This window comes from Flagellimonas eckloniae (assembly GCF_001413955.1).
GTDB classification, from domain to species: domain Bacteria; phylum Bacteroidota; class Bacteroidia; order Flavobacteriales; family Flavobacteriaceae; genus Flagellimonas; species Flagellimonas eckloniae.
This window is the reverse complement of sequence record NZ_LCTZ01000002.1, coordinates 3659931-3677639: the sequence shown is the minus strand read 5'-3', so window position 1 is coordinate 3677639 and position 17709 is coordinate 3659931. Positions and strand designations below refer to the sequence as shown.

The 17709-nt window shown below is 38.2% G+C and carries 16 protein-coding genes and 1 tRNA gene; 5 read left to right on the top strand and 12 right to left on the bottom strand.

Translation table 11 applies throughout. The annotated features are described in order from the left end of the window. Window positions 1-2 precede the first annotated feature (2 nt). Window positions 3-986 (top strand): 2-hydroxyacid dehydrogenase, encoded by a 984-nt coding sequence (locus tag AAY42_RS15840; protein ID WP_055396955.1) that lies wholly within the window; start codon window positions 3-5, stop codon window positions 984-986. Window positions 987-1002: 16 nt separating this feature from the next. Here AAY42_RS15840 and pafA read toward each other — a convergent pair whose 3' ends face one another. Beyond that, window positions 1003-2673, bottom strand: a complete 1671-nt coding sequence (gene pafA / locus AAY42_RS15835; protein WP_055396953.1) for an alkaline phosphatase PafA — start codon at window positions 2671-2673, stop codon at window positions 1003-1005. 98 nt (window positions 2674-2771) lie between these two features. Here pafA and AAY42_RS15830 point away from each other — a divergent pair, with 98 nt between their 5' ends. Then, the gene (locus tag AAY42_RS15830) at window positions 2772-3509 is read left to right on the top strand and encodes an MlaE family ABC transporter permease (protein WP_055396951.1); all 738 of its coding nucleotides are present in this window, start codon (window positions 2772-2774) and stop codon (window positions 3507-3509) included. Further along, on the top strand, window positions 3509-4276 hold the full coding sequence (locus AAY42_RS15825) for an ABC transporter ATP-binding protein (protein WP_055396948.1): 768 nt from the start codon (window positions 3509-3511) through the stop codon (window positions 4274-4276). Before AAY42_RS15830 ends, AAY42_RS15825 begins: the two co-directional genes overlap by 1 nt. A 12-nt stretch (window positions 4277-4288) precedes the next feature. Here AAY42_RS15825 and AAY42_RS15820 read toward each other — a convergent pair whose 3' ends face one another. From AAY42_RS15820 to porV, 9 genes are all read right to left on the bottom strand, one after another. Continuing rightward, on the bottom strand, window positions 4289-5743 hold the full coding sequence (locus AAY42_RS15820) for a DUF389 domain-containing protein (protein ID WP_055396947.1): 1455 nt from the start codon (window positions 5741-5743) through the stop codon (window positions 4289-4291). Between the two features lie 2 nt (window positions 5744-5745). After that, window positions 5746-6825, bottom strand: a complete 1080-nt coding sequence (locus AAY42_RS15815) for a mannose-1-phosphate guanylyltransferase (protein ID WP_055396945.1) — start codon at window positions 6823-6825, stop codon at window positions 5746-5748. 73 nt (window positions 6826-6898) lie between these two features. Beyond that, complete coding sequence (locus tag AAY42_RS15810) at window positions 6899-7498, bottom strand: SprT-like domain-containing protein (RefSeq protein WP_055396942.1); 600 nt, start codon at window positions 7496-7498, stop codon at window positions 6899-6901. Window positions 7499-7518: 20 nt separating this feature from the next. Beyond that, window positions 7519-8196, bottom strand: a complete 678-nt coding sequence (locus AAY42_RS15805; RefSeq protein ID WP_055396940.1) for an SDR family NAD(P)-dependent oxidoreductase — start codon at window positions 8194-8196, stop codon at window positions 7519-7521. A gap of 38 nt (window positions 8197-8234) precedes the next feature. Next, a complete protein-coding gene (locus AAY42_RS15800) occupies window positions 8235-9275 on the bottom strand; it encodes a M28 family metallopeptidase (protein WP_055396938.1) in 1041 nt (346 codons plus the stop codon). Window positions 9276-9355: 80 nt separating this feature from the next. Then, window positions 9356-10981, bottom strand: a complete 1626-nt coding sequence (locus tag AAY42_RS15795; protein ID WP_055396936.1) for a pyruvate dehydrogenase complex dihydrolipoamide acetyltransferase — start codon at window positions 10979-10981, stop codon at window positions 9356-9358. A gap of 4 nt (window positions 10982-10985) precedes the next feature. After that, entirely contained in the window at window positions 10986-11984 is a 999-nt protein-coding gene (pdhA, locus tag AAY42_RS15790; RefSeq protein WP_055396934.1) for a pyruvate dehydrogenase (acetyl-transferring) E1 component subunit alpha, read from the bottom strand. Window positions 11985-12065: 81 nt separating this feature from the next. Further along, window positions 12066-12557: a cytidine deaminase gene (locus AAY42_RS15785; protein ID WP_055396932.1), complete on the bottom strand. Its 492-nt coding sequence runs from the start codon at window positions 12555-12557 to the stop codon at window positions 12066-12068. Window positions 12558-12637: 80 nt separating this feature from the next. After that, window positions 12638-13783 carry a type IX secretion system outer membrane channel protein PorV gene (porV, locus tag AAY42_RS15780; protein ID WP_055397992.1) on the bottom strand — a complete coding sequence of 382 codons (1146 nt, stop codon included), beginning with the start codon at window positions 13781-13783 and terminating at the stop codon, window positions 12638-12640. Between the two features lie 389 nt (window positions 13784-14172). Here porV and gldJ point away from each other — a divergent pair, with 389 nt between their 5' ends. Together gldJ and AAY42_RS15770 are read left to right on the top strand one after the other, a co-directional pair. Next, window positions 14173-15831 carry a gliding motility lipoprotein GldJ gene (gene gldJ / locus AAY42_RS15775; protein ID WP_055396930.1) on the top strand — a complete coding sequence of 553 codons (1659 nt, stop codon included), beginning with the start codon at window positions 14173-14175 and terminating at the stop codon, window positions 15829-15831. A 65-nt stretch (window positions 15832-15896) separates the two neighbouring features. Further along, entirely contained in the window at window positions 15897-17171 is a 1275-nt protein-coding gene (locus tag AAY42_RS15770; protein WP_055396928.1) for a UDP-N-acetylmuramoyl-tripeptide--D-alanyl-D-alanine ligase, read from the top strand. An 8-nt stretch (window positions 17172-17179) separates the two neighbouring features. Here AAY42_RS15770 and AAY42_RS15765 read toward each other — a convergent pair. Both AAY42_RS15765 and AAY42_RS15760 read right to left on the bottom strand, forming a co-directional pair. Then, window positions 17180-17254, bottom strand: a tRNA-Val gene (locus tag AAY42_RS15765). A gap of 28 nt (window positions 17255-17282) precedes the next feature. Then, entirely contained in the window at window positions 17283-17693 is a 411-nt protein-coding gene (locus AAY42_RS15760; protein ID WP_055396926.1) for a 6-carboxytetrahydropterin synthase, read from the bottom strand. Between the last annotated feature and the right edge of the window lie 16 nt (window positions 17694-17709).

The window sequence follows — 17709 nt, the reverse complement described above, 5'->3', positions numbered from 1 at the left end:
ATATGGTCCAAAAAACAGTATTCCTATCTCGAATTTTCCCAAAGCTGGCAACTCAGCTTCTAGAAGGTGCCGGTTTTAAAGTAATCAGTTGGGATAAAGAGTATCCCATGCCCTACGAGCAGTTGACAAAGGCTGTCAAAGATTGTGATGCCCTTTTTTGTACGTTAACAGATAAAATTGACAGTGCTTTTTTAAACACCTGTTCACACTTAGACATTATTACCCAATTTGCTGTGGGCTATGATAACATAGATATCAATGAAGCCACAAAGCTTAAGATTCCTATTGGATATGCTCCGAATGCTATGACCGAGGCTACAGCAGATGTTGCCTTTGGCTTGATGATTGCCACCGCCCGAAAGATGTTCTTTATGAACCAAAAAATAAAGGATGGAAAATGGAGTCACTTTGACCCTATAGGTCATTTAGGGCTGGAACTTAAAGGTAAAACACTTGGTATTTTAGGCTTGGGGAGAATAGGCATGGCAATGGCCAAAAGATGCAAAGGTGCCTACGATATGGAAATCTTGTACCATAACAGAAGTGTCAACAAAAGAGCGGAAAAAGAACTTGGAGCAGGATTTGTTGATTTTGACACCTTGGTATCACAAAGTGATGTGATTTCAGTTCACTGTGCCTTAACACCAGAAACCCAAGGCATATTCAATAAAGTAGTTTTTAAAAGAATGAAGCCTTCATCATTGTTTATAAACACGGCTAGAGGGGGAGTCCATAATGAAAAAGATTTAATAGACGCCTTAAATAAAGGTAATATTTGGGGAGCTGGCCTAGACGTGACCAATCCGGAACCAATGAAGCCCAACAATCCTCTTCTTTTAATGGAAAATGTCTGCGTACTCCCTCATATCGGCTCGGCAACTATTACTGCCCGAAATGAAATGGCTAGAATGGGAGCCAGAAATATAATCAGCTTTTATGAGAAGGGAAATGTCCCAAATATTGTTAACCCGGATGTCCTAAAATAGAATATAAAACGCTTAACTAATTAAGCACTTCATTTATTGGCTCACCTGTTGTACCATTTGGAAATGCTATACCTAATAAAGTAGCAAGAGTAGGCGCAATATCGGGGATTTCCGTTCTATTTGCCGTACTTCCTTTTTTTATTCCTTTTCCATAAAACAAAAGAGGAACATGCGTATCATAAATCATAGGGGAACCGTGTGTAGAACCAGTTGTATGATATGAAACGTAACCAGGATTTTGCACTATAAGAACATCCCCCGAGCGCTTTTGATTCCATCCATTTTGCAAAATATAAGGCAAACCCCTGGTATATTCATTTTGCCACATTTGATACCCTGTATATATTTTTCCAACATCATCATAGTCCAATAATTCAAAAGCAATTTCTTCCTCTACGTCTTCAATATTCATATCAAGATTGTCAAGGACTTTTCTATCAAGAAAAATTTGAAAATCACTTATTCTTTTAACAATGTCCGTAGTACCGTATTTGTATTTCAAGAACTCATCAAACCTCACTTTTGAAGCCTCAGAATCCATATATCCTGCGGGTATTTTTTCATCCATAAGGTAAGACGGAACATGAACTGCCCCATGATCTGCGGACAAGAACACTGTATACTCACCCTTACCAACTTTTTCATCCAAAGTATTAAGGATTCGTGCCAAATCAACATCAAGTCTTAAATATGCATCTTGAACTTCTTTTGAGTTCACTCCATATTTATGGCCAATGTAGTCGGTACTTGAAAAACTGATGGCTAGAAAATCCGTAATGGCATCGGTTCCCAAATTTTCCTTTTCCAGCGCTTCAAGAGCAAAATCTGCAGTAATACTATTTCCGTAGGGAGTATATTTTAAGATTTCAAAATCCTTTTCCTTATTCAGTAGATTTGGCGTACTGTGGGGAAAGGTAGGAGTGGTTTCATCCTCAAATGGAGTTTCATAGTTATTGTTATCGCTTCCACTTTCCACATATAAACTTATATCCTTTAAGGTGTTCCATGGTTTTTTATATGCTTTTATTTTATTCGATGCATTAAAATCAGCCACCCATTTAGGAAGCTGTTGCATGTAATATGTACTGCTTATCCATTTCCCATAGTCACCACCTTCAAACCAATATGCCGCACTTGCCATATGCCCTCCAGGCAGTATCGCACCTCTATCTTTTAGTGCCACTGCGATTACTTTACCCCTCTTTTGGGTATGCAAACGTAACTGATCGGTTATTGTAGTTGTCAACATACGGTGTGGTGACATTTCTCCAGCATCCGATGATGTTCCAACAGACTTATAACGAGCATCACCCGCACAATACACACTTTCATCTTGGGTTTTATCATACCAATTATTCCCGATTATGCCATGAATGGATGGTGTAGTTCCCGTATAGACAGATGTATGCCCTGGTCCTGTACTAGTGGGAGCATAATTAAAATGATGGTTTTTACAATTAAACCCATCGGTTACCAAACGCTTAAACCCTCCTTCTCCATAATGATTCCAAAAACGGGTCAAGTAATCATACCGCATTTGATCTACAATAATTCCCACAACCAATTTTGGCGATTGTGCAATCTCTATTGGCTTTTCCTCAATGGTTTTTTTTGCTTTACGTTGGGCAAAAGAAAAACAGGCAGCAAAAAGAGTTAGCACCAGTACGAGCGTGTTGGTTTTTTTCATGAATAATCTAATTTATAAACGAGTACAAAACTATTCATTTAAACCTTTTAAATTTTAAATGGAGGTTAAATACTGTTCAATATTCTTATTTTTAGTGCATGAATTACCTTGAAGCGATTGGAAAATACTTCATCATGGTTTGGGAGGTATTTAAAAAGCCAACCAAGTGGCCAATCATGAGGTCCCTTATTTTAAAGGAAATCGATGAATTGATATTCGGTTCTTTGGGCATTATTATATTTATCGCCTTTTTTATTGGTGGGGTTGTTACCATACAGACCGCCTTAAACCTTACCAGCCCCTTTTTACCAAAAAGCCTTATTGGATTTGCAGCAAGACAATCCGTTATTTTAGAATTTGCGCCAACTTTTACTTCCATAATTATGGCAGGTAAGGTGGGTTCTTATATCACATCCAGTATTGGTACAATGCGGGTTACCGAACAGATTGACGCTTTGGAAGTGATGGGAGTCAATTCACTGAATTATTTGGTTTTCCCAAAGATTATAGCCATGTTAATGTATCCGTTTGCTGTGGCCATTGCCATGTATGTAGGTATCTTAGGTGGATGGATTGCTGCCGTTTTTGGTGGCTATGCACCAAGTGGGGAGTTTATCAAGGGATTGCAAATGGATTTTGAATCGTTTCATGTGACCTATGCTTTTATAAAGACGTTAATATTTGCATTTGTAATTGCAACGGTGCCATCCTACCATGGTTTTTTTATGAAAGGTGGGGCTTTGGAAGTAGGCAAGGCCAGTACAACCTCATTTGTTTGGACAAGTGTGGTCATCATTATTTTGAATTACATCCTTACACAACTAATGTTAGGTTAATGATAGAAGTTGATAATATTCATAAATCATTTGGAGACGCCCATATACTTAAGGGTGTAAGCACCATTTTTGAAGACGGAAAGACCAATTTGGTCATTGGCCAAAGTGGATCTGGAAAAACCGTTTTTTTAAAATGTCTTTTGGGATTGTTTGAACCCGAAGAAGGTCAAATTTGCTATAACGGTCAGTTTTATTCTGAATTATCCACCAGTGAGCGCAGGGATTTGCGACAAGAAATGGGAATGGTATTTCAAGGAAGCGCCTTATTTGATTCTATGACTGTTGAAGGTAATGTGATGTTCCCTCTGGATATGTTCACCAATCAATCTAAAGCTGAAATGCAAGATCGTGTTGATTTTGTTTTAGAACGTGTTAATCTAATTGATGCGCATAAAAAATTTCCTTCTGAAATATCTGGTGGGATGCAAAAAAGGGTGGCCATTGCACGTGCCATTGTAATGAATCCCAAATATTTGTTTTGTGATGAACCAAATTCCGGATTAGATCCCAAGACGGCAATCTTGATAGACAATCTAATCCAAGAAATTACCAAAGAATATAATATTACCACCATTATCAATACGCACGATATGAACTCAGTAATGGAAATTGGAGAAAAAATCATCTTTTTAAAGAACGGACACAAGGAATGGGAAGGAACCAACAAAGAAATTTTTAAAACCGACAACAAGGCGGTTACTGACTTTGTCTATTCCTCCGAGCTCTTTAAAAAAGTACGACAAATGTATATAGAGGAGCGTAATTAATAATAAGACTGACTACTCAACCTTCTTAACCACCAAAGTTGAATCTTGCAAACGAAGTTTTAACCAAGCAACCATTTTTTTAGTGTCTGCTTCTTTTTGATTTTTTTGAATTCCTTCCTTCCATTTCACCTCAAAGACGGGAACGGTATCCAACTTATTAAAATCAGTTTGTATTTGATAAGAGAATCCAAGTCCTACAATATTTTCATAGTTGGCCTTTGCCTCGTCACTTATATTTTTAAATGGAATTTGTTTTCCCGCATTCTTGGTCAAACTGGCAACCTCCTCTTCCAACAAACGTATTTGCTCATCCTTGTTTAAAAGTTCAACTTTGTTTTTCTCGTAAAGTTCACTTACATAGTTGAATTTTTCTTCGGAGTCGTCTCTACCTCCTTGTAAAACCCTAAAATCTGCATCTTTCAATCTAGAAAACTCATTTTTTTGGACTCGCCAGGTATTAATGATATTCTCAGGAATCAATTCATCGCCCATACAGACCAATTCTATTAACGACGTGCCATCATCTACAAATTCAATTTTAGTAAGATTGTCCACATAACGACCTGATTCATTGAATTGATATACTTCAATAGTATCTTTCAAAAATTCCTGTGCCTGTTTTTTAAAAAGTGATTCCTGAAAAACTTGATAAAAGGTGAATCCCGCAGGAATCATTACCGCAATCCCGGTTATTGATGCGACTCGGGCTATAAGCCTCCTTCGTTGGGAGTTGGCATAACGCACCATGGGGAATCGTAAAAACTTGATGACCAAAAAGGTCGCCAAACCAATAAACATGGTATTGATGATGAACAAATACATTGCGCCCCAGGCATACTCCAATTTTCCTATTGCCAAGCCAAAACCTACGGTACAAAGCGGTGGCATAAGTGCCGTGGCAATTGCAACTCCAAAAATAACACTGGCAATTGTACCCTTTTTAGCTCGAGCTATTACCAAAGAAAGTCCACCAAAAAATGCAATCAACACGTCTCTAATATCAGGTTTCGTGCGCGCCAAAAGCTCAGAAGACTCATCTCGCAATGGAAACAGATAGAAAAACAAAAAGGCAGTAATTACACTTAAAACCACCATTACGGTAAAATTCTTGAGCGATCTACGTAATGTATCAATATCATTAATTGCCAATGAAAGACCCATTCCCAAAATGGGACCCATTAAAGGGGATATTAACATGGCTCCAATAACAACTGCTGTGGAATTGGCATTAAGACCTATGGAGGCAATAAAAATGGAGCAAATAAGAATCCAAGACGTATGTCCTTTAAACGGAATATCGGCTATTATGGATTCTTTTGTAGCAGCGGCATCTGTATTGGTTCGAATCTCCAAGAGTTCAGAAAGAAACTTACGTACACTTCCCAAAAGCCCCTTAAAATCCTTTTTTACGTCTTCCCCACTATCTTGATTTGGGGTTTGCTCCCCTCCAAATAAATGTTCACTCATAATTATGCGTGCTGATCACCAAACCTTTCCTTTACCAGACCTAGCACTTTTTTAATGTCTTGCTGCTTCGATTTTGGATAAATCAGTAAAACTTCCTCTTTATCCACAATAATATAATCTTCTAACCCATCAACAACTACAATCTTTCCTTTTGGAGATCGAATCATATTTCCTTTAGCGCCTTGAAGTACCGTTTTGCTATTTACAACAGCATTCTGCTCTTCATCCTTATCAAGCTTATCATACAGTGCGCCCCAAGTCCCTAAATCGTTCCAATCAAAAGTAGCAGGTAAAGTATATATAGATTTGGATTGCTCCAATATAGCGTAATCTATTGAAATGTTTTCGGCCTTTGGATAGTTTTCCTTTATAAAAGACTCTTCATCAGCAGTATTATAGCAAGAAACGCCATTTTGAAACAAATCAAACTGGTCTGGTTGATAGTTCTTGAACGCGTTTACAATTGTGTTTACACCCCACATAAAAATTCCTGCATTCCAAAGAAAATTACCTTGCGCCAAAAATTCTTTGGCTGTTTCATAATCCGGTTTTTCTCTAAATTGAGACACCTTTTTTAGAGCTTGGTCACTTCCTTTTTCAAATTCGATATACCCAAAACCTGTGTTGGGAAAGGTTGGCTGAATTCCCAACGTACACAACACGTCTTCGCTTTCACATTTATCAAAACAGGCTTTTACATCATTTTCAAATGCTTTTTCGTCCTCAATCCAATGGTCGCTTGGTGCCACAATCATGACTGCATTGGGGTTCATTTTTTGAATCTTTAAGGAGGCATATAAAATACAAGGCGCTGTATTTCGCATCGCCGGCTCCAAGACCACTTGTTCTTGACTCACTTGGGGTAATTGCTCCAAGACCAAATCGTTATACCGTTCATTGGTAAGAATCAAAATATTTTCTGTTGGAATGAATTTATTGAGTCTATCAAATGTTTTTTGAATCAAGGTTTTTCCAGTTCCCAACATATCATGAAACTGCTTGGGATAGGAAGAAGTGCTAACAGGCCAAAATCGGGAACCGACACCTCCGGCCATTAATATTGCGTAATAATTTTTGTTCATCTTATCAATGTTTTATCTAGTCGAGCACAATCGAAAACTTGGTGCACTCTATTTCCGCACCAACAACGTCCTCTTAACTTATTAATTCAACTTCAGCATTAGGTTGAAACAAATATACTTTTCCAGTGGCCAATTCCGTACATTCAAATCGTTTTATTCGCTTTTTTCCTTTTTGGAAAAGTTTCCCGTTATACAAACGAAACTTGCTACCTATTGGCAATTCATAGACATAACTGTTCTTTCTTTCTTCGGAATCAAAAGTCTTTAGTGCTATGGATAGGCGAGCATCTGTACTGCTACTTGCTTTTGGATTTTTAAAATGATTCGCAATGATGGGAAGCAACTGGGAAGGGAACACCTCCGGCCTGATAAAAGGAATCATTAAATGTTGAAAAGTGCGTTTCCATTCCAATCCATGAGGTTTAATACGACGACCATATTTTTCAAAAGCAACTAAATGGGCAATCTCATGCACCAACGTAATTAAAAAACGATATTTATTCAGGGACGCATTTACAGTTATTTGATGCAAGCCATTGGGCATCCTCCTGTAATCGCCATGACGTGTTACCCTATGATTTACAATTTTTAAATGCACACCATTATGTTCTATCAAACTAAGGCATGGTTCAACTGCACGTTCTGGTAAATATTTTTGCAACGTGGTGCTCACAGAACTAAATTAAGATTATTCTATGGAGTACTATTACTTACTTGCAACAACTTTCCGTTATACAATTCTTGACCTGTTAATGAAAAATCTTTAATATAAGTTGCCATTTCTTTTGCTGTTACTGGTGCTTCGTAACCTGGAAAGGCCTCAGCCAACATTTCCGTCTGTACCGCTCCCAATGCCAGCACATTAAAACTGGGGCCTGTCTCTTTAAATTCTTCCGCCCATAGCTCTGTAAGGGTAATTACGGCACCTTTACTGGAACTATATGCCGAAAGTCCTGGAAATTTAATACTTCCCTGTACTCCACCCATTGAACTAATGGTTACCACATGTCCATCCTTGTCCATTTTTGGGAGTGCGGTCTTGGTCATTTCAGCCACTCCAAACACATTTACTTTGTAAACTGCTTCAAATTCTTCTTGGGAAGTTTCCAAAAATGGCTTGTTCAATAGACTCCCAGCATTATTGATAAGGACATCCACTTTATCCCAATCCTTAAGAAAATTCGTGATTCTTTTAAAGTCTTTTGGGTTTGCCAAATCAAAAGAAAAAGAATGTACATTGGACAACTTCAATTCCTTTATAGGATTTTCATTACGAGATAATGCCAAAACCTGATGTCCTTCTTGGGAAAAGAGCTTTACGAGTTCAAACCCTATACCTCTACTTGTTCCCGTGATAATAATATTCGCCATAGAGAAACCCCCTCAACTAAGCTTGGGGTGGTCTTATGTTAATGAATTTTAATTTCTTGGGTCGGTGCATTGGAAATTCCCTCCAACACAGGTAGCATTTTATTTACCAAAGTTGCCATATGGTCAAAATCCATTATATCATTTTCATCTCCTACTTTATGATAATGGTCAAAGTTGGTGAAATCAAAGGTACAATAGGTATGAGATGGCACCCCAAATTCTTGGTAAAACGGATAATTGTCCGATCTCTGGAAAAGATTGTATTCACTTGCTGTTGGTAAATATCCTACTAAATTCTCCTTAGCATACTCGTTATTTACTGCGGCCAAGTTGGATTTTTTGTAACCGGTTACATAAACAAAATAGTCCTTTCCTTGTAATGGAACCCCTGTCATTTCAAAATTCAACATGGCATATAGGTTTAAGTCCTTTGCTTTGAGCTTTTTGGCCAAATGTTTTGAACCCAACAATCCTTTTTCTTCTGCGCTGAACAAGGCAAATATCAAGCTTCTCTTGTTCGTTTTTTCTGTTCCAAAGTATCTTGCCAATTCCATTACTGTTGTGGTTCCAGAAGCATTGTCGTTCGCCCCGTTTGCAATCGCATCTCCTTTATCAATGGTAATTATCCCTATATGATCATAGTGGGCGCCAATTACGATATATTCATTCTTCAAAACAGGATCATTTCCTTCAACAATCCCAACAACATTATAAGACGTCTTTTTGTAATTGGACAGTGTATCCCGATACGATTCAAAATATGGGGTAATGCCATATGACTTAAAGTAGTTTTCAATATATGTTGCGGCCATTTCAATACCTTCACTTCCAGAATCTCTTCCTTTTAAATCATCCGAAGCTAGATAATTCATGATTTCACCCACCCGTTCCGGATTTGTAAACATTTTCAAGGAGCTACCAGAAGCTTTCGCATCCATTGCTTCATCTGCAATGCTGCCTTTTACACCTTCTGGACCTGACACTGTTGTCTGCGTTGGAACCGTTGTTGTTTCCCGCATTTGTGTTGACCCGCAGCTGGCCAATAGCCCAATTGCAAAAACACATAAAACTTTTTTCATATTTTTATTTTATAATCTTTTAAAGATAAAAAAAGCATCCTAAAAAGGATGCTTTCATATTGTATTCTTCTCTTATCCTATTATGCCAACATGGTAACCGGGTTTTCTAAATAAGCCCTTAGTGTTTGCAAAAATTGAGCACCTACTGCACCATCAACCGTTCTATGGTCACATGCCAAGGTTACTTTCATTGTATTACCCACAACAATTTCGCCATTTTTAACCACTGGCTTTTCAACTATTGCTCCTACGGATAAAATAGCTGAATTTGGTTTATTGATGATGGATGTGAATTCTTGAATTCCAAACATTCCAAGGTTGGATACCGTAAAAGTACTACCTTCCATTTCATCTGGTTTTACTTTCTTGTTTCGTGCTCTTCCTGCCAAGTCCTTCACTGAAGCACCTATTTGCGTCAAACTTAGTTGGTCTGCAAATTTTATAACAGGAACAACCAAACCTTCATCTACCGCAACAGCAACACCCATATGGATATGATGTTTGTATATGGTAGCTTCATCTGTCCATGTTGTATTTACTTGTGGATGCTTTTTCAATGCCATTGCACAAGCTTTTAATACCATATCATTAAAAGATACTTTGGTATCTGGCAGACTATTTATCTGCACCCTTGATGCCTTAGCGTTGTCCATATCCACTTCAATTGTCAAGTAGAAATGTGGAGCACTGAATTTAGAAGCGCCCAAATGTTTGGTGATTGCTTTTCGCATGGAAGAGTTTTTCACTTCTTCCTGACTTTCCTCACCAACGGGCAAGTTGATAGGAGCTATCGGGGTAGCGGAAGTTTCTACTTTTTCAGCAGTTGGAGCCGATACTTGTGAAGGTTGGAAATTCTCGACATCTCGCTTTACAATTCGACCATGATCACCTGACCCACTTACTTCTGCTAAGTTAATTCCTTTGTCACTGGCAATTTTCTTTGCCAAAGGCGAAGCTAGAATACGTCCATTTTGGGAAGTAGTTGCTTGTACCGGAGCTTCCTGAACCGCTGGTGCAGCTGTCTGAACCTCAGCTTTTGGAGCGCTTTCAACCGGGCTTGAACCTGAAGAAGCATTTAAAACGGCATTGACATCTGTTCCTTCTGGGCCAATAACGGCCAAAACCTCATCTACAGGAGCTGATTCTCCTTCTTGAATTCCGATGTGCAGCAAGGTACCTGAATAGAAGGATTCAAATTCCATGGTAGCTTTATCTGTTTCAATCTCGGCCAAAATATCCCCTTCTTCTACCGTATCTCCCACTTTTTTAAGCCATGTTGCCACAGTACCTTCTTCCATGGTATCGCTCAATCTGGGCATGGCAATGACTTCCACTCCTTCGGGAATATCAGCCGTAGGTGTTGCTTCTGAAGTAGAAGTAGCAATAGCTTCCGGAGTACTTTCGGTGGCAGGTGCTTCTGAGGTCGCAGAATCTCCACTACCACTCAATAAACCAGAAATATCTTCACCATCTTCGCCAATAATCGCCAAAAGCGAATCTACTGGAGCTCCATCTCCTTCTTCAATTCCTATGTGAAGTAATGTACCTTCATGGAAGGACTCAAATTCCATAGTGGCCTTATCTGTTTCAATCTCGGCCAAAATATCTCCTTCTTCAACCTTGTCTCCCACTTTTTTGAGCCATTTAGCCACGGTACCTTCCTCCATAGTATCGCTCAATCTAGGCATATTGATTACTTCTGCCATCTACTTATAATTTATGTTGTAAAAATGGATAATCTTCTTGTTCGTAAACCGTGTCATATAGTTGTTGAACTGGGGGGAAATCTGATTCTTCAGCAAACTTCTCACATTCCGATACCAAACTTTTTACCCTTTTATCGACCTCCTTGATCTCATCCTCAGATGCATATCCCTTTTCAAAAATCACATCTTTAACCTGAGTGATTGGGTCTATTTTCTTATATTCTTCAACCTCTTCTTTTGTTCGATAATGTTGCGCATCTGACATGGAATGTCCACGGTAACGATAGGTCTTCATCTCTAGGAAAGTAGGTCCTCCTCCAGAGCGAGCCCGTTCTATGGCTTTATCAACTTCTTTGGCAACAATGGTAGGGTCCATACCATCAACAGGGCCACAAGGCATTTCATATCCTAGTCCCAGTTTCCATATTTCGGTGGAATATGACGTTCTTGCTACTGAGGTTCCCATAGCGTATCCGTTATTTTCACAAATAAAGACTACAGGCAATTGCCAAAGCATTGCCAAGTTGAAAGCTTCATGCAAAGAACCTTGGCGAACCGCACCATCACCCATATAACATAGGGTAACATTATCTCTTTTAAAGTATTTGTCCGCAAAGGCCAATCCAGCTCCCAGAGGAATCTGTCCTCCAACAATTCCATGCCCTCCATAAAAACGGTGTTCTTTGGAAAAAATATGCATAGAACCACCCATACCTTTGGAGGTACCCGTTACTTTTCCAAAAAGCTCGGCCATTACCCTTTTTGGGTCTACCCCCATGCCAATTGGTTGCACATGGTTCCTGTATGCAGTTATCATTCTATCCTTGGTCAAATCCATTGCATGTAATGAGCCCGCCAGAACAGCTTCCTGACCATTATATAGATGTAGAAAACCTCTAACTTTTTGTTGAATATAAACTGCAGCAAGTTTGTCCTCGAACTTTCTCCAGAACAACATGTCTTCGTACCATTTTAGGTAAACCTCTTTGGTGATTTTTTTCATTAACGGTTATATTATATGAAATTCTTCAGCGTTGAAGAACAGCAAAAATACATATATATCTGTTTTGTAAAAACATTTGGTTTAAGAATCGCTCAAAAATGAACTGCTAAATGCCAGTGGTAAAATATCAGCAACGGAATCACACTTATATATTGGTCCTATTTGGCCACGAAGTAACAATGAAACAGGCGCTTTTTGTTTTTGCTCATACTCAATAATAGATTGCCTGCAATTGCCACATGGACCTGCAGGGGTATCGACCACATAATCCTTTGAAGTTGCACTAATAGCAATGGTTTTGATAGGAATACCAGGATATTTTGCTCCAGCCTGAAATATGGCTACACGTTCTGCACAAAGCCCTGATGGATACGATGAATTCTCCTGATTATTACCAATAACCGTTTCTCCATTTTCCAATAAGACAGCCGCTCCTACCTTAAAATTTGAATAAGGTGCATAGGCATTCTCCCTAGCTTTTTCCGCATCACTTAACAATTTTTGTTCGTTTCGTGACAGATCTTCATCATTCTCATAAATGGAAAGCTCAAAACCAATATGTTGTTTCTTCATTCTGATTCTGTGTTAGGTATTGACCAAAAATAAGAAAACCTGTCGATGGACAGGTTTTCTTATGATTTTATTGTTTTTGTTTAGTCATTCACATACTCCTCACCAAAGTTGAAGGTAAGGGAGAAACGCAATGTATTTTCCAATGGGTTTCTAACTTGTGAAGTTGAGAATAAATAAGATAAATCTATTTGAGCCGCTTTAAACTTGAATCCTGCGCCCAACGTAAAGAATTGCCTTGCTCCTTTTTCCTCGTTTTCGTTGAAATACCCTGCCCTAAGCATAAATGCTTCTTGATACTTATATTCTGCCCCAAGTGCCCAAGTAATTTCTTTTAGTTCTTCTCCAAAACCATCAGGAGCATCTCCAAAAGATTCAAAAACACCACTGAAGAAACCTATTTGTTGATATTCATCATTATCCTCGGCTGTAATCTGCCCATCTCCCGTAAAATCTCTAGGGGTTGGCACCAATAACTTGTTAAATTCTGTATGAAGACCAATAACGTTGTCTTGATCCAGTATGAAATCAAACCCAGCACCAAACTTAAGATTCGTTGGCAAGAAGTTTTCCTGACCACCTTCGTCATATTGAATTTTGCCTCCAAGATTGGAAACATTGAATCCAGCTCTCCAACGACCATCAAAACTATTATAAGCAATCTCTCTAGATCGATAAAAACCTGAAATATCCACTGCAAAAGCATTTGCAGCCTGTGAATCCTGAGCGCCGTCTTGGAATCTAAGATTTGAACTTATAAACCTACCACCTACAGCCATGGAAAAAGTTTGGCTTAACTTTAACGAATAGGATCCATCGATAGCAAATTCATTGGGCTTCACCAAAGTAGCATCCTCATCTATTGTCTGACGGAGTTCAATTTCTCCTAAACCAAAATAGCGAAGGCTCACTGCAAATGCGCTTCGATCATTAATCTTATTATAAAAATTTGCGTTTAACAGGGAAACATCATTAACAATGCTTTCCAAATATGGTGTATAACTTATCCCTACTCCAGTTTTTTGGTTGGCGAAAGCGAATTTTGCCGGATTCCACTGTTGTGAGAAAGCATCAACGGAAGTGGCAACTCCCATATCTCCCATACCAGATGCCCTGGCATCTGCTGCAATAGTTAGAAATGGAACAGCTGTAGTAATTACTCTTTCTTGTTGTGCTCTTGCAAAAGGGGTTATGCCAAGAATCACTACCAATATCAGTAACTTTTTCATTTTATGCATTTAGCGTTTAGTGAATGTTAAGGTCATTATAATCTAAAATATCTATTAGATGTATTACATGTAAACGAGCTTTTCCATAAATTCTTATAAAAGAACTCTGTTTTTTTAAACAAATTTAAAGGAACATTTAAAGTTTGACGAGATTATTACTTCAAGAAGGCCATAAAACCGTTAAAACCTCAATTGCACCATACTATTTTTAAACCTGTGGCGTTTAAATTCTATCAGATGTTTGTTCAATGGTTGCAATAATTATTTTCCAGAGACAAAATATTATGGCCAAAACGTCGTTTTATTGCCATTACAGGTTTTAATAAATCAAATCAAGTTAAAGTAGCTAGGGATGAAACCCTAAGTTTTAAAGTACTCAAGCCCAAATTATGAAAAAACACTTTATAAAAGTTGTACTTTCTTTCGCAGTAGTTGTTGGAGGTTTTTCCAGTTGTAAAAATTCCTCATCTTCTTCTTCCAAAAATGTATCAAGAGCCACAGGATGGAAGATTAATGCAAAAGAAGGTGGTTTTCAATATAATTCAGATTTCAAGGAACAAGTAACTCCTCCTGGAACTGTTTTTATTGAAGGGGGAACATTTACCAAAGGTAAAGTTCAAGATGACATTATGCATGATTGGAACAACACACCCACGCAACAGCATGTGCAATCATTCTATATGGATGAAACTGAGGTGACCAATGTAATGTATTTGGAATATTTGGATTATCTGAAAGCGGTATATCCACCAGAAAATCCAAACTATAAAAATATTTATAACGGAGCATTGCCAGATACCTTGGTTTGGAGAAACAGATTGGGCTTCAATGAGACCATGACCAATAGCTACTTAAGACACCCTGCTTATGCGGAATATCCTGTTGTAGGTGTTAACTGGGTGCAAGCCTCACAGTATGCGGAGTGGAGAACTGATAGAGTTAATGAAGCCATGTTGGAAAAAGAAGGATACTTGGCCCAAGATGCAAAATATAAAGTATTGAATGGTGAAATTGGCGGTACTTTTAGTACTGAAGCCTATTTGAACAACCCAGAATCAGTTTACGGGGGTCAAATAGATTCTTTACAAGGAAAACAAAAGCGTGATTCCATTAATACGTTTGCAAAAAGAAGTAGTGGCATCATTATGCCAGAATACAGACTTCCAACTGAAACAGAATGGGAATATGCAGCTCAGGCACTCATTGGTTCCAGAGAATACAATAACTATAGAGGTAGAAAAAAATATCCATGGGAAGGTGATTATACCAGAAATGGACAGCGTGTAGGTCGTGGAGACCAATTGGCCAACTTTAAGCAAGCCAAAGGTGACTATGGTGGAATTGCCGGTTGGTCTGATGATGGAGCCGACATCACGGCTGAAGTAAAATCGTATAAATCAAACGATTTTGGTCTTTATGACATGGCAGGTAATGTATCTGAATGGGTAGCCGATGTTTATCGCCCAATTGTTGATGATGAAATAAGTGATTTCAACTATTACCGAGGAAATATATTCCTTAAAAAGGCTATCGATGAAGATGGTAAAGTAAAAGTTTTACGTGATGATATAGTCTATGACACACTGCCGAATGGGAAAATCGTTGCCTTAAATCTTCCAGGTGAGATTGAAATGGTACCAGTTACCGAAGAAGAAACCTATTTGAGAACAAACTTCTCTTCTAGTGATAATAGAGGTTACCGAGATGGTGATCCAGGTTCTTCCAGATTTTTTGAAAGATTTAGTGATGAGAATGACAATAGAAAAATGTACGACTCGCCAAAGCATAAGGTTGAGCGTGATTCTACAGGTAAGATTCTTCGTCAGTATGACACTTCCAACTACAGAACTTCTTTGATTAATGATGAAGTACGTGTTTATAAGGGAGGTTCCTGGAGAGATAGAGCATTTTGGCTAGATCCAGCGCAGCGTAGATACCTACCGCAATACATGGCAACAGATGATGTTGGATTCAGATGTGCGATGTCCAGAGTTGGTTCTAAGTCCAAAACAAAGAACAAAACTGTAAGACACAAAAAAGCTAAATAGAGCATCCGGAAAGATATTTCATAAAAGCCCTGATTAAAATCAGGGCTTTTTTTTATCTTCGAATTATGACATTGGAAGAACTTCACGTACTGTTTTTACAGTACCCCTCAATTTGCACAGATACACGTAAAATAACGAAAGACTGTATATTCTTTGCATTAAAAGGTCCCAACTTCAATGGCAACAAATTTGCTAAAGCTGCTCTAAAAAAAGGTGCATCATATGCTATAGTTGATGAAGAAGAACATTCCACTTCTGAAAGGTGTATCTTGGTTGATGATGTTTTGGAAACCCTTCAAAAGCTTGCCACATTCCACCGGAATAAAAATACTGCAAGAGTTATTTCATTGACTGGAAGCAATGGCAAAACCACCACAAAAGAATTGATCAGTCAAGTTCTTTCGCGTAAGTATAAGACCATTGCAACAAAAGGAAATTTAAACAATCATATAGGAGTACCCCTAACCCTGTTATCCATAAAACCGGAAACTGAGATAGCCATTGTTGAAATGGGTGCGAACCATCAAGGGGAAATAGCATTCTTAAGCAGTATAGCACAACCAGATTTTGGTTATATCACCAACTTTGGAAAAGCCCATTTAGAAGGCTTTGGTGGTGTTGAAGGTGTAATCAAAGGAAAAAGTGAGCTGTATGATTATCTAATTCCGAATAACAAATACGTTTTTTTAAATGCAGATGACCCTATACAACAGGAAAAATTGGGTTCGTACATTAACAAGTCTGGTTACAGCCAAGAAAATCATCAGTATTATACTATCAGTTTTGTGTCTGCCAACCCTTTTGTGGTTCTTGAAATGGAAAATATGAGGATTGAAACACAATTGATCGGCAAGTATAATTTTTCAAATTGCTGTGCTGCAGTACTTATGGGGAAATACTTTAATGTACCCTTATCAGAAATAAAAATTGCAATTGAGAAGTATCAACCCCAAAACAACCGTTCCCAGATTATCACTAAAAATGGATTTCGTATCATTATGGATGCTTATAATGCCAATCCAACTAGTATGCAGGCTGCATTGGAGAATTTTGAGCTAATGGAAACAGATAATAAGACTCTTATTCTTGGCGACATGTTTGAGCTTGGACAAGATGCCGAAAAAGAACACCAATCAATAGTAAACTTGGCAAGAAACAAAGGGTTTACCCATGCGTTTTTTGTAGGTGAGAACTTCTTCAACACTGAAACTTCATTTAAAAAATTCAAGTCTTTTGACGATTTTAGAAAACATCTTGAAGAAAATCCATTAAAAACCGGAAACCTTTTGATTAAAGGGTCACGAGGTATGGCATTGGAACGAGTCTTGGATTTGTTATAAGGGAAATGTGGGATATACTGGATTCGAACCAGTGACCTCTGCCCTGTCAAGGCAGCGCTCTAAACCAACTGAGCTAATATCCCATAAAAGGGCTGCAATATCGTAAAATTGTCACCAATCTCCATATTCTGCCGAATTCTTCTGGGTTTCATGCAACGAAATATGCAATAGTTGCTCTTTTCCCAATTTTGGTTTCAAAATATCATAAATGACTTTCACAAAATGTTCTGTAGAAGGCAACAATCCTTCAAATTCCGGACAATCCGTGTTTAGGTTCTTATGATCGAACCGGTCTTCAATTTCTTCTTCGATAAGAGTTCCCAAAACGGCCAAATCCATCACAAAACCTGTATCCGGGTTTACTTCACCTCTTATTCTTACTTCCAAATCAAAATTATGTCCATGATAATTTGGACTATTGCATTTTCCAAAAACCTCTCTATTCTTTTCATTGCTCCATTTGGGGTTGTGCAGTCTATGGGCTGCATTAAAATGGGCTTTTCTGCAAATTGTGGCTATCATTTCTATGTATGATTCA

Excerpts from the sequence above, each read along its gene's own strand:
- AAY42_RS15840 (WP_055396955.1), top strand. The coding sequence starts at position 3 with ATGGTCCAAAAAACAGTATTCCTATCTCGAATTTTCCCAAAGCTGGCA.
- pafA (WP_055396953.1), bottom strand. The coding sequence starts at position 2,673 with ATGAAAAAAACCAACACGCTCGTACTGGTGCTAACTCTTTTTGCTGCC.
- AAY42_RS15830 (WP_055396951.1), top strand. The coding sequence starts at position 2,772 with ATGAATTACCTTGAAGCGATTGGAAAATACTTCATCATGGTTTGGGAG.
- AAY42_RS15825 (WP_055396948.1), top strand. The coding sequence starts at position 3,509 with ATGATAGAAGTTGATAATATTCATAAATCATTTGGAGACGCCCATATA.
- AAY42_RS15820 (WP_055396947.1), bottom strand. The coding sequence starts at position 5,743 with ATGAGTGAACATTTATTTGGAGGGGAGCAAACCCCAAATCAAGATAGT.
- AAY42_RS15815 (WP_055396945.1), bottom strand. The coding sequence starts at position 6,825 with ATGAACAAAAATTATTACGCAATATTAATGGCCGGAGGTGTCGGTTCC.
- AAY42_RS15805 (WP_055396940.1), bottom strand. The coding sequence starts at position 8,196 with ATGGCGAATATTATTATCACGGGAACAAGTAGAGGTATAGGGTTTGAA.
- AAY42_RS15800 (WP_055396938.1), bottom strand. The coding sequence starts at position 9,275 with ATGAAAAAAGTTTTATGTGTTTTTGCAATTGGGCTATTGGCCAGCTGC.
- AAY42_RS15795 (WP_055396936.1), bottom strand. The coding sequence starts at position 10,981 with ATGGCAGAAGTAATCAATATGCCTAGATTGAGCGATACTATGGAGGAA.
- pdhA (WP_055396934.1), bottom strand. The coding sequence starts at position 11,984 with ATGAAAAAAATCACCAAAGAGGTTTACCTAAAATGGTACGAAGACATG.
- AAY42_RS15785 (WP_055396932.1), bottom strand. The coding sequence starts at position 12,557 with ATGAAGAAACAACATATTGGTTTTGAGCTTTCCATTTATGAGAATGAT.
- porV (WP_055397992.1), bottom strand. The coding sequence starts at position 13,783 with ATGAAAAAGTTACTGATATTGGTAGTGATTCTTGGCATAACCCCTTTT.
- gldJ (WP_055396930.1), top strand. The coding sequence starts at position 14,173 with ATGAAAAAACACTTTATAAAAGTTGTACTTTCTTTCGCAGTAGTTGTT.
- AAY42_RS15770 (WP_055396928.1), top strand. The coding sequence starts at position 15,897 with ATGACATTGGAAGAACTTCACGTACTGTTTTTACAGTACCCCTCAATT.
- AAY42_RS15760 (WP_055396926.1), bottom strand. The coding sequence starts at position 17,693 with ATGATAGCCACAATTTGCAGAAAAGCCCATTTTAATGCAGCCCATAGA.